Annotated in this window: 7 protein-coding genes and 2 tRNA genes; 2 read left to right on the plus strand and 7 right to left on the minus strand. The window is 32.5% G+C overall.

What is annotated here, in order from left to right:
* Positions 1 to 16 precede the first annotated feature (16 nt).
* From MHN29_RS01060 to MHN29_RS01075, 4 genes are read right to left on the minus strand one after another with little or no spacing between them, the layout of a single operon-like run.
* Entirely contained in the window at positions 17 to 3043 is a 3027-nt protein-coding gene (locus MHN29_RS01060; RefSeq protein ID WP_235273460.1) for an aminotransferase class III-fold pyridoxal phosphate-dependent enzyme, read from the minus strand.
* A complete protein-coding gene (locus tag MHN29_RS01065; RefSeq protein WP_235273459.1) occupies positions 3043 to 5055 on the minus strand; it encodes a trehalase family glycosidase in 2013 nt (670 codons plus the stop codon). Before MHN29_RS01065 ends, MHN29_RS01060 begins: the two co-directional genes overlap by 1 nt.
* Entirely contained in the window at positions 5048 to 5941 is an 894-nt protein-coding gene (locus MHN29_RS01070; RefSeq protein WP_235273458.1) for an aldose 1-epimerase, read from the minus strand. The genes MHN29_RS01065 and MHN29_RS01070 overlap by 8 nt, the downstream gene beginning before the upstream one ends.
* A gap of 3 nt (positions 5942 to 5944) precedes the next feature.
* Positions 5945 to 6943, minus strand: a complete 999-nt coding sequence (locus tag MHN29_RS01075) for a GntR family transcriptional regulator (RefSeq protein ID WP_235273456.1) — start codon at positions 6941 to 6943, stop codon at positions 5945 to 5947.
* A gap of 270 nt (positions 6944 to 7213) precedes the next feature.
* On the opposite strand from MHN29_RS01075, the gene MHN29_RS01080 reads away from it, so the two are divergent.
* Both MHN29_RS01080 and MHN29_RS01085 read left to right on the plus strand, forming a co-directional pair.
* The gene (locus MHN29_RS01080; RefSeq protein ID WP_235276242.1) at positions 7214 to 10249 is read left to right on the plus strand and encodes a TonB-dependent receptor; all 3036 of its coding nucleotides are present in this window, start codon (positions 7214 to 7216) and stop codon (positions 10247 to 10249) included.
* A 15-nt stretch (positions 10250 to 10264) separates the two neighbouring features.
* The gene (locus tag MHN29_RS01085; RefSeq protein WP_235273454.1) at positions 10265 to 11803 is read left to right on the plus strand and encodes a RagB/SusD family nutrient uptake outer membrane protein; all 1539 of its coding nucleotides are present in this window, start codon (positions 10265 to 10267) and stop codon (positions 11801 to 11803) included.
* 114 nt (positions 11804 to 11917) lie between these two features.
* Here MHN29_RS01085 and MHN29_RS01090 read toward each other — a convergent pair.
* From MHN29_RS01090 to MHN29_RS01100, 3 genes are all read right to left on the minus strand, one after another.
* Positions 11918 to 11991, minus strand: a tRNA-Asp gene (locus MHN29_RS01090).
* Positions 11992 to 12035: 44 nt separating this feature from the next.
* Positions 12036 to 12109: transfer RNA gene (locus MHN29_RS01095), tRNA-Asp, on the minus strand.
* 54 nt (positions 12110 to 12163) lie between these two features.
* Positions 12164 to 13084: a DUF58 domain-containing protein gene (locus MHN29_RS01100; protein ID WP_235273453.1), complete on the minus strand. Its 921-nt coding sequence runs from the start codon at positions 13082 to 13084 to the stop codon at positions 12164 to 12166.
* Positions 13085 to 13104 lie beyond the last annotated feature (20 nt).

Consider the following 13104-nt stretch of genomic DNA (forward strand, 5'->3'; position numbering starts at 1 on the left):
ATGTTAGTGTTGTTTGTTAAAGTTGCATGAAATCCTCTTTAAAAATCAATTGTAAATAATGTATTAACTCTTTAGCATTCTCCTTAGTAAATACAATTGGAGGTTTTATTTTTAATACATTATAATCTGGTCCATCAGTACTCATTAAAATACCGTGTTCTTTCATACGATTTGCTAAGTAATCAGTTTGTTCTGGTAAAGGATTTAATTCGGTATCTGTTAATTCAAAACCTAAGAATAAACCTTGTCCTCGTACATCTCCTATGATAGGAAATTTCTTAGCTAGTTTTTTTAATTCCTCTTTTAGGTAGTTACCTACATTTAAAGAATTTTCTTGTAATTTCTCTCTTTTTACAGTTCTAAGTACTTCTGTTCCTATGGCACAAGAAACTGGGTTGCCACCAAAAGTGTTGAAATACTCCATGCCATTGGCAAATTTATTTGCAACTTCTTGTGTACAAGCAACAGCAGCAAGTGGATGTCCGTTACCTAAAGGTTTACCTATGGTTACGATATCCGGAATTACATTGTGAAGTTGAAAGCCCCAGAATGCTTTTCCTAAGCGCCCGCATCCTACTTGAACTTCATCTGAGATGCATAAACCTCCAGCTTTTCTAATATTCCTATATGCTTTTTCTAAGAATCCTTCAGGTAGTTCTATTTGTCCTCCGCAAGAAATAATAGGTTCTATTATAAAAGCTCCTACTTTGCGTCCTTTTTTGTGAACTATATCTATTTGTTTTTGTACCTCTTCAGCATATTTATCTCCTGTGTTTGTACCTCTGTATTTTCCTCTAAAAGCATCAGGTAGTGGAAATATATGGGTGTGCTCTGGTGCTCCTTCGCCTCCTTTTCCATCAAATTTATAAGAAGATATGTCAATACACATGTTAGCATTTCCGTGATATCCAATTTCGCTAGCAATAATATCTCTTGCGCCTGTAGCAGCTTTGACCATACGGATTGCTAATTCATTTGCCTCGCTTCCAGAATTTACAAAGTGTAAAACATTTAATTCTGGAGGTAAAGTTTCAATAAGTTCTTTAGCTAGTTCGTTTATGTTTTCATGTAAATACCTTGAATTCGTATTTATAAGCGCCATTTGATTTTGTCCAGCCTTAACAACTTCATAATGTTCATGGCCTACATGAGCTACATTGTTAACAGTGTCTAGGTATTTACGACCATATTGATCCATTAAATACTGACCAGCTCCTCGAACCATTTTTATAGGAGTGTTGTATTGTAAGCTTAATCCTTTTCCTAAGTGTTGTTTTCTGTAGGAAATTAACGACTCGTTATCAATTGTTGTTGTTTCTTCTAAAGCCTCTGATTTAAATAGTAAGTTAGGATTTGGACAAATACTTTTCCAAGTTTCTATTTGGCTGAAGTATGCTACACCTGGAAAATCATTTTTGTAGTCAAATAAAGATAACATTACTTGGAAGTGTAAATGAGGTGCCCAATTCCCGTTTTCTGGATGGTCTCCTAATTCTGCTATTTTTTCTCCTTTCTTTATGATATCACCTAAGTTGTGTTTTGTTGCGCTCTTAACTGTTAAATGACCATATAATGTATAGAATTCTAATTCATTAATTTGATGTTTTAAAACAATTAAACCTCCATATTCTTTGTTTCCAGAATTGTTTGTAGCTATTATAACTTCACCATCTAAAATAGCATGAACAGCTGTGTTTGCAGATAACCAATAATCTATTCCTAAATGAATTGTTCTGCTTTCTCTACCATAATTTCCAATGCTATCATATTCTGTTGAGGTGTAGATAGGGCGTGGTTCTAGATAGCCTCCTGCAATAATTTTGCTAGGAACTGTTTTTTGTAATTGATTTAATTTGAATTGAAATAATTCTAAATCGTTAAAATCTTGTTGATGTCCAATCCACTTACTAGATACACTTAAATCAAGAGGATGTACAATGTTTTTGTTTATAGTAGGGAATAAGTCTGATAAATTGAATGTGTTTTTAGTAGCCCAGTTTTCAAATTGGTCTTGTTGTGGATGTGCTGTGTAGCCACAACTATTTCTAAAAGTATATTCAGCAAAATCTGGATGAATGTTTTTCCACTTTTTAAGTAATTCCCAAGCAGGTTTTTCACTAATTAATAAATATTCGTTGTCTGGCTCTTTTTGTTTGTTGATAGCCGATTTTGTTACGGATATTACTAATCGCATAGCTATAGCGATATATAGATGTGCTAGTTCATCCTCTTGTAAATAAAAAGAAGAATGGTAACCTTTTACAATGGGTATAGCTGCCGTTAAAGGATCGTTGTGATGCATAATACAATAAGCACAACTAATGGCTAAATCGTTTATGATTTGAGTGTGGACAGAATCTCCATAATCTATTGCAGCTTTTACAGTAGGGTTTAATTTATTACTAGAAACAATAACGTTATTATCGTTAGCATCGTTGTGAACTACTGCTTTTCGAAGTCTTGTATAAGTCGATTGTACAGTTTCGAATTGTTGTTGAAATGTGTTAAGTATTTCTTTTTCTTCTTTAGAAAACAATTCTAAATGTTCTTTTGTCCATAATGATTGAGCAACATCCCAATCAAATTTTCTGTGAGCTTCTGGATGATCAAATCCTTGTAGTGCTTGTGTTAATAAGCCACATTGTTTTCCTAAACTTAATCTTAATTCGTCTAATTGGGGATTTACACTGCTCCATACTCTTCCTGAAATCCATGTAAGTAAACGTACTTTTCGTGTTTTACCAAAGCTATCTGTAATTTCAGAAATAGCATTTCCACTTCTATCTTCTATTACTTTTGGAGTGATTAGATTTGTTGTGTTATTATCTACGTGTTGTAATAGCTTTTGCTGAAAATCTAAATAGTTTATATCTTCTTCAGGACGAGATATTTTTAACACATAACCTTCATTATTTTCTACTTTTATCCTGAAATTAAAATCTACTTCACCAGGTAGCGAAGTTGCTGTTCCTCTTATATTAAAAAGTTCTAAAAGAATTTCTTCAGCTTGCTGAGTCGATATTTTTATTTGATTGTAGTCCATTAGTCTTTTTGTAATAGCATAATAATATGTGCAGCGCTCCAGCTAAAGTTTTTAGCATGTAAGCCTTTTCCTGTTAAAGGATGATAGTTTTCTCTAATTGATTTACCATCTTCTAATAATCCTTCTGCTCCTTTTAAAATTTGAATAGTAGCTTTGTCTGCTTCTGAATGAAAACCATAATTTCGTAAGCTTTTTACGCCAAAGTAGGATTGGTCTAGCCAATTAGGTCCTCTCCAGTATCCTTTTAATGGATCAAATTTAGGATGATCGGCACTCATAGTTTGAAAGGGAACTTTTGTGTAAAACTTAGCAGTATTCATCATTTTATTTTTTACTGCTTCTGCTTGTTCTTGTGTAGCTGCATTTGCCCATAAAGCAGTCCAACCTTCACTTCCTTCTCCTTTTATAAAAGCTGTTCCTTCTAAGTTAGTATCGTAAAACCAACCATCATTTTTATCGTAAAATTGTTCCTGAATTTTAGTTTTTAACTTGTTGGCTTCTGTGATATATTGCTGACTTTCCTCAGTGAGTTTTAATTCGGTTGCTAATTGACTTAGGTATATTTTTTCAGCATAAAGATATGCGTTTAAGTCAACACTTTCTTGGTCTAAAGAATAAGCGCCTTCTTCATTTTTTAAAATTTTAGAATTGTCAAAACGTATAGCGTTGTCCATACCGCTTTCCCATTTTGCAGCAATTAAACTTCCGTCTGTAGATCCGTATTCGCAAAGTCCGTCTTTGTCATGGTCTCTTTTGTTGTACCACCATTGGTGATATTTTTTTAGCTTAGGATAAAATTCTTTAATGAATTCAATATCCTTGTCTTTGTTGTAAATTTTAGAAACTGCCCATGCAGATAGAGGTGGTTTGGTGTCGCGATAATTATGTTTCTCTATTAGTGTATCCCTGTAAACGCAATCAACAATAAAACCATCATCTTTTTGAAAATGAAACATTAATCTCATTTGTTCTTTGGCAAGTTTTGTGTTGTAGTAAGATAATCCAACAGCATGTTTCCAAGAATCCCAAGACCAAAAGCCATTAAACCATTTATAATGATAACTTGGGAATAAGCCTTCGTGTTTAATTTCTCCAGCTGGTATGCGCCAATTGTTTTGTAAAGTTAAATGTGCTTTAATTAATGCTTTGTTGTAAACGCTATCTTGAAATTGTTTTTTGCTATTTTTTATTAATAAAGCTAGTTGTGTTTCTTTTTCTTTTTTTCTCTTTTGTAAGACTTCTTCAAAATCAGCATTTTTAATGTTGTCTTTTTCTTTATCCCATGAATATTCTGGGAAAATAAAAGATTGAGAAATTACAAACGATTTTTTTTCGTTTGGTTTTAAACTCAATTTATTGTGGGCTTGATAATGTAGGCTGTCTATTAATTTTATTTCAACATCTTTTGGAAATATAAGGTGTCCTTTTGCTAAAGAATTAGTTGAGTTTATTTTTAATTCATTCTTTTCAAGTTCAAAAGAAATTCCATCAGCTAATATTGGTGATTGTCCCCATTTCAATGATAAATCTTTCTCCTTCTTTGAGTTGTTTTTTATAGTTGTTTCGATTAAAGCTGTATGTCCACTTTTAAAAACAAGTTTTTGAGTAACTTCTATTTCCTCAGAGCTAAAAGTTTGCTCTAGATGACTTGTGTAAGCATTAGATCTTATGTTTTTAAAACTCTTAGGGTAATTATCATTTTCAATAATGCTCAAATCAGTAAATGAGGGTGTTAGCCATATACCATTTTGTTGTGTCATTAAAAAAGGACCGCTAAAACCTATTGATTCGGCTGTGCTTTCATGAAAACTGTAAGCAAACCAAGCTCCTTGATCTGAAAACATTAGTCCATCTTTATCAAATTTTTGTTGAGGACTTATCTTATAGTCAAGAATGTTTGCATACATATTGGTATGCTTGGGTGTTTTTCTTGAATCGTTTTTTTGTTTTGAATTACAGCTTAGTAAAACAAGAGCAAAAGTAAATGCTGTTATGTATTTTAAGTTATTCATTTTTTAATTGAATTGTCCATTGAATATTAAACTCTCCCTTGGATGGTAAAGTTTGTAGTCCTATTTTGTTGTTAAAGCTATTAGAAGGTCCTGTGATAGGTTCTATAGCTATATGGTTTTCTAAGTCTGGAGTATAAATTTGTATATAGTTGTTGTTAAAAGAGGAAATTATCTTTAGTAGGTAATCAGGGGTTTTGAATCCAATAAAATTGTTTTTTAGTAAGTAACAATTGTCTAGTTTTTTACTTCCAATTTTAAATTTATACGGTGTTTTGTTGTTTTCAGTTTTTATAGGGATCATTTCCTGATCATGAATAATCTCCTTGTCTGAATTTATTTCTAAAACGCTATTTTCAATGTTTTTAGAATGGAAATAAGGGTGCCATCCAATAGTGAAAGGAAAAGATGAGTTGTCATTGTTGTTGATAGTTACATTTAAATCTAGTTGATTGTTAGATAATGTATATGTTATCGAAATAGAAAATAGAAAAGGGAATCCATTTTCTTTGGTTTCTTGCTGGTAAGTTAAGGTAACAGAAACCGAATGTTCATTGATTTCTTTTGATGCTAATTTAAATGGTTTGTTATATATTAAACCATGTATAGCGTTTGTGCTACAAGAAGAGTTTTTTTCTAGTTGATATTTCTGATTTAAGTATTCATATTCGCCATTTAAAATCCTATTGGCAAAAGGAAATAATATTGCAGAAGCATATGATTCTTTGTAAGATACTATACTGGAAAAATCTTTAATAATAATTGAGTTATTCAATGTTAATTGAGTTAAACTTCCTCCGTTAATAAGGGAGATTTCTGCTTTCGATTTATCATTATGCAAGGTGATATTAGTACCTTGTTCAGTAATGTTTTGTTTGATTGCTTGCAAATTTTACAGAGAATTTCTAATTATTAGTTTGTTTTCATTTTCTATTTGCCCTTCTTCATTATTGGAAATCATTTGAGCAAGCTTTTTTCCCATGGCTTTAAAATCTGTAGAAATAGTGGTTATTCCATCTTCTACAATTTCTTTTAATAATGTATCATTGTATGAGATAATTCCAATGTCAGAAGCTATTTTAAATTTGGTTTCTTTAACCTTTTTAATAATTCGAATAAGGTTTCTATCGTCGGGTATTATAAATACATCACCTTTTTCAATTTCAAAGCCTTCTAAAGATTCAATAACAGTGTTTTTAAATCTATTCATGGAGCAGAATTTTTTAAAGCCTTTTAACAAGCCATTGGGTTGTTTATCTTCTTCAAAAAGAAAAACTAAATGGTCATATTTTTTCAATAGTTTAAGTCCATCTAATAAGCCATTAAAAATATCTTTTTCAAAGTTTTGGTATATAGCTGGGTAATGAGATAATTCACTGTTTGTTTGATCTAATATGTATACTTTTTTTTGAGATATTTTATTTAAAATTAGTTCTGTTTTTTCAAGTTTAGCAGGCATAATTATATAGTAATTATACTTTCCTAAATTATCATAGATTAGTTTTTTAAAGACATCATAGTTAAAGTGATGAAAGAAAATATCTACCTCTATAGTTTCGTTGAGGTTTGTTAAGAAAGAGTTATATAAATCTTCTTTAAAGGCGTTAAGCTCATCAAATAATAAAAAGACTTTTTGAGTAATATACACACTCTCACTATTTACATAATACCCTTTTCCGGGAATTGATTCTATAATTCCTCGAACTTTTAAGTCGTTGTAGGCGTATAAAATAGTGTCTCTTGATAATTTATATTTAGTTCTTATGCTGTTGATTGAAGGGAGTTTATCTCCCAGTTTTATTTGTTTTAATGCAATGGCATTTTCTATAGAAGTAACAATTTGTTTGTACTTCGGAATGCCTACATTTTTTTCTATATGAATTATGCTCATGAAACAAATATATAATTTATTAAAATAAAAACAAACTGGTAGGTACTGGTTTGTTTTTTGTGTAACTAGTTTTAGATTAGCTGCATACCTATGGCTTTTATAATTAATTATAATGTTTATGTATTAGAGAAAGCAAGCGGGGTGCGTATAAAAATAAAAACTAATATTTTCTAACTTATGAAACAAAAGGAATTAAGATTACAACAAAAATTATTAAAAAAGGTCTTCTTGACCCTACTAGTTTGTTTTCTGTTTGTTTTTTCTCAAAATGTGTTCTCTCAAGAGGCTGAAATTACTGGGAAAATATCAGATAGTAACGGGATGGGTTTACCTGGAGCTACAGTAACTGTTAAAGGTGAATTAAAAGGAGTAGAAGCTGATTTTAATGGAGATTACAAAATTAAGGCAGGTCCAGCAACAATATTGGTTTATAGTTTTGTTGGTTATGCATCTAAAGAGGTGTTGGTTGGAAATCAATTGACTATAAATGTAACTTTAGAAGAAGATAATACTTTGGAGGAAGTGGTTATTATAGGTTATGGATCACAAAAAAAGAGTGATGTAACTGGTGCAGTAGGTCAAGTAAAAGCAAAAGAATTAACCAAGGTGGTGACTACGAATCCTACAGATGCACTACAAGGAAGGGTTGCTGGGGTTACGGTAACATCATCTTCTGGAACGCCAGGGGGAGTGGCGGATATTTTAATAAGAGGAGTTGGAAGTTTTGGAAGTAATAGACCATTGTTTATTGTTGATGGTGTACAGGCAGATCCTTATTTTATTGATGCTAATAATATTGAATCTATAGAGGTGTTGAAAGATGCTGCTTCGGCTTCAATTTATGGAACGAGAGCTGCAAATGGTGTGGTGATTATATCTACTAAAAAAGGGAAAAAAGGAAAAATTACTGTAGATATTGAGCAATCTTTAAGTTTTAATACACAGAGAAAAAAGCTGAATTTATTAGATGCAGACGGCTATGTTCAGGTGCATAGACAAATGTATGAAAATGCGGGTGTTGCTTTACCTAGTTATGTGACAAGTCCACCAAATGTGAATACTGATTGGTTAGGGGCTACACATAGAGATGGTGAATTGAAATTATTAAATGCGAGAGTTAGTGGGGCTTCAGAGAAGTTAAACTTTACTCTTGGAGGGAATTTTGCTGATGAAAAAGGAGTGTTAATAGGTTCAGAGTTTACTAAGAGAGGTCTTTTTGCAAATGCGACTTTTACTGATGAAAGGTTGCAAGTAACTGGAGCTTTTAATTATTCTGAAACATATAGAGAGAATTATAGGTTTTCGTTAAGGGAAACGTATCAAATATCTCCTTTAATACCAATATTGGATCCAACTAAGCCTTCTGGTTATGGTTATAGAGATGGAGATTTACCGGATCATAGAAACCCTGTAGGTGAAGATTTTTTTAGAGAGGGGTATACGAAGTTAAAGTATTTCATAGGAAATGTTGGGGTTAAGTATGAATTGTTTGAAGGTTTAAAGTTAGGTGCGAATTATTCAATATCTAACTTGGCTAACTTTTCGTACGCTTTTCATAAGCCTTTTAGGGTTAGGGATGTTGATGATAATGAGCAAAATCAATACTTCTTTTTGTCAGAATATAACAGTGATTTTAGAAGAATTAATCAAGAGTATACAATAAATTATAAGACAGAAATTGGAAAACATGCGATTGAACTTTTAGGTGGGTATCAAAGAATTATTGAGCCTTTTTCAGAAACATATGTTCAGGCTGAAGGGTGGAAAATATCTGATCAAGACTTAGATGGTAATGGAGATTTGGATGATAAAGAACCAATAACATTATTAGATGAGAATTTTAAAACGTTAAATGCATTTAGGGCTGCAGAAGCAACATTCTCAGGAAGTGGAACAAATTCAGAATACACATTAGCTTCATTATTTGGTAGGGTTAATTATGCTTATGATGATAAATATTTATTTCAAGCAAGTATAAGAAGGGATGGTAGTTCTAAGTTTGGTAAGAATAATAAATATGGTGTTTTCCCATCGTTTGCATTAGGTTGGAAGATTACTGAAGAGAGCTTTATGAATGACCAAGATATTTTTGATTTCTTAAAGTTGAGATTTAGTTGGGGAGAAGCTGGTAGTGATAATGCTTTGGGTAATTATGATTTTGTAGCGTTAATTTCTCAAGGTGCTAACTCGTCAAACGGAGGATATATTTTTGGAAATCCACAATCTTCATATGTAGGAGGAATTGCTAGGGATTTAGAGAATCCAGATTTGCAATGGGAAACGAATATTTCTTCAAACTTAGGGGTAGATTATTCGGTTTTAGATAGTAAAATAAAGGGTTCTATAAATTATTATAACACTAAAACAAAAGATTTATTAATAGTTAAAGAAGTGCCGCTTTCTAGTGGTGTGCGTAATCCAGTAATTAACGTAGGTGAGTTTGAAAATAGTGGTGTTGAGTTTGAGTTAGGGTATAATGAGAGTTTTAATGAAGTGAAATTTTCAGCATTTGCAACTTTTTCAACATTAAATAGTGAGGTGACTAAATTAGCAAGACCAGGTCAGGTTTTAAGAGGGGCTGGTTTATTGTTTGGATCTGATCATTTTGTGAATCAAACAAAAGTTGGTTACGAGCCAGGAGCTTACTTTTTACCAGTGGCTAACGGGATTTTTCAAAGTCAGGCAGAGATTGATGCTCATGATCCAACGGGAACATTGCAACCAGATGCAAAACCAGGGGATATTCGTTTTATAGATCAAAATGGAGACGGAGTTTTAAATAGTGATGATGAAGTGTATTTGGGGAGTGCTTTACCTAAGTATGAGTATAGTTTAAATCTATCTGCAGACTATAGAGGAATTGATTTTAATGTTTTCTTTCAAGGGGTAGGAGGTAATAAGATTTATAATGGAAATCGATTCCAGTCAATTGGAGTAGATACAGGAAGAAATTTTGAAGCTTCTACATTGAATGCTTGGACGCCAACAAATACAAATACAGATATTCCAAGAGCGGTTTTAGGAGATCCAAATAGGAATAATAGAGCTTCAAGTCGCTTTTTAGAAGACGGGAGTTATTTGCGTATTAAAACAATTCAATTGGGGTATTCATTTCCGAAAAAAGTTTTGGATAAGTTGAATATGAGTAAGCTGAGGTTCTTTGTTACTGGGCAAAATCTATTCACTTTTACAAATTATAGTGGTTTAGATCCAGAGGTTGGAGGTTCGATTCTTTCGAGAGGTGTGGATAGGACTTTGTATCCGCAATATAAATCAGTGATTTTGGGAACGCAAATTCAATTTTAATTAAACAATCAGAAGATGAAAAAAATAATAACAACAGCATTACTAACATTAGTAGTTTTTATATCGTGTAATGATGATGATTTTTTAGATCAGAAATCACCTGATCAATTAACGTCTGATTCTTTTTGGAGAAATACAGATGATGCGATGTCTGGCTTAACAGCAGTTTATGCGGAGTTAGAATCGAGAAGTAATTTTTGGGATGGATGGCAAGAAGGGAGGCCTATAATTGAATATTATAGATCTGATTATGCTTTGCCTGGTCCTGATGCGGTGAATTATGCGCATTGGAGAGAAATTTTCAATTTTAATTATACAAACGGACATACGCATATTAATGTAGTTTGGAGGACAAATTACAAAGGATTGAATTTTGCAAATCAAGTGATTACTAAGGTTGGTCAAATGACTGCGGATCAGATATCTGATGCTGATAAAAAACAAATAATAGGTGAGGCAACTTTTTTAAGAGGTTATTATCATTTTAAGTTGTTAACATTATTTGAGCAAATAATTTTAAGAACAGAAATTATAACGGCGGAAACTTTAGATAAGGCTCTATCTACAAGGCCAGAGGCTTGGGCTGCAATTATAGAAGATTTTAAGCAGGCTGCAACAATGCTTAAAAATAAAGATGCTACAGAGCCAGGGAGAGCTACAAAGGGAGCGGCTTATGCATATTTAGGGAAGGCGTATATGTATAAAGCGGGAGATGCTACTTCGTCAGAAAGTACTGATTTCCAAAATGCATTGGATGCTTTTAAACCTATTGTTGATGGTGCGGTTGGGAGTTATGATTTAGAGCCTGATTTTTTAAGTCTTTTTAATGGGGAGAATGAAAATAATCAAGAATCTATTTTTGAGTTGCAATTTAAATCAGGAGATGCTACTTCGTGGAATGCAACAAGGTTACATGCTTTTGTTGGAGATTGGTCTATTGGAGGCTGGGGTGGATTAGAGGCTACTAAAGGATTAGAAACAGTAATGAAATCTGAGGGTATGGTAGCAACTAATGGTTTGTATGATAATAGATTGTATGGAACTATTTATTTTAGAGACCCTTTCTTTAATGACGGAGCAAGTCCGCAAATGCAAGGGTATACTTGGGACCAGTTAATGGATTGGCAATATGGTAATACAAATGCTGGTAAAGTGTATTTTAGAAAATGGTTACCTAACTATGTTTGGAATAATTCTTACGTAGGTGTTAATGTGGTTTTAATGCGTTATGCTGATGTAATGTTGATGTATGCTGAAGCTTTAAATGAAACGGGGGCAACGGCGCAGGCAATACCATTGATAAATAGAGTGAGAGATGTACATGGATTGATGCCGCCAATTACAGTTACTTCTAAAGATGATGTGAAAAATCAAATTATTCATGAAAGAACTATGGAATTAACATTAGAGTCTACAAGATTCTTTGATTTAAGAAGATGGGGGATGTTAGATCAAGCTATGCAAGCGGCTAATAGAACTGGATTTACTTCTGCAGGACATGCGTATTTACCGGTACCATTGTCGGAAATTAATAATAATAATGAAGTGAATTAATTTTGTAATTATTTCTTCATTGATTGAAGGGTGGCTGAGGTGTAAAAACCTCAGCTATTTTTTTTGGAATAAATGTAAAATAAAAAAAGCTTCTCAAATTTGAGAAGCTTTTTGCGGTCTGGACGGGACTCGAACCCGCGACCCCATGCGTGACAGGCATGTATTCTAACCAGCTGAACTACCAGACCGTTGCTTTTAGCAATATATTATGTGAGCTTAGAAAAAACTTTAGCGGTCTGGACGGGACTCGAACCCGCGACCCCATGCGTGACAGGCATGTATTCTAACCAGCTGAACTACCAGACCGTTGCTCTAAGCGGATGCAAATATATAATCTTTTTTTAAAAAAAAAAGGAGAAATCACATTTTTTTTTGCCTGCTGATTAAATATGCGGTAAGAATTTTATCGTACCCTTCATTAATATCAACAGGGATGTAATCTATTTTATATTGTAAGCATTTGTTCTTTAGGTTGTTGAAGAATCTTGAGCTTAGTTCTTTGTAATTTTCTTGAACATTTTCAGCATATAAATTTATTTCTTCACCAGTTTCTACATCAACAAACTTTTTTGGAGTATTACCAAAATCAAATAAGAATTCAGTCTTTTTATCATAAGTATGAAATAATATAACTTCGTGTTTGTTGTATTTTAAATGTCTTAAAGCTTCAAAAAGTTCTTCTTCATTTTTTGTTGTTTGAAACATGTCGGTAAATAAGAAGATTAAAGAACGCCTATGTATTTTTTCAGCAATTTCATGTAAATACTCATGAGTTTCTGTTGTAGCTTTTGAGTTTGAGCTTAACAAACTCTCTAATTGGTTTAACAACATTTTTCTATGGCGCTCACTGCCTTTTTCAGGAGCGTAGTACTCATAAGTGTCAGAATAGATACTTAAGCCTACAGCATCTCTTTGACGCTTTAAAATCTCCATTAAAGAGGCTGCTGCGATAGCTGAAAAACCAATTTTATTTAATTTATCTACAGATTGCGTTTTAATTATAGGGTAATGCATTGAAGCAGAGTTGTCAATAATTAAGTGACAACGTAAATTTGTTTCCTCTTCATACTTTTTAGTATAAAGTTTTTCTGTTTTTGCAAAGAGCTTCCAATCAATATGACGAGTACTTTCACCTTTGTTGTATAATTTATGTTCTGAAAACTCAACAGAAAATCCATGAAAAGGACTTTTATGCATACCTGTTATAAAACCTTCTACTACTTGCTTTGCAAGAATATCAAGATTTTTAATTTCTGAGGAAGTACTATTTAAATCAATCATATAGCCCGAAAATAAAAAAA

Origin of the sequence: Tenacibaculum sp. Cn5-46, assembly GCF_022347705.1 — a bacterium.
Taxonomy (GTDB): Bacteria; Bacteroidota; Bacteroidia; order Flavobacteriales; family Flavobacteriaceae; genus Polaribacter; species Polaribacter aiptasiae.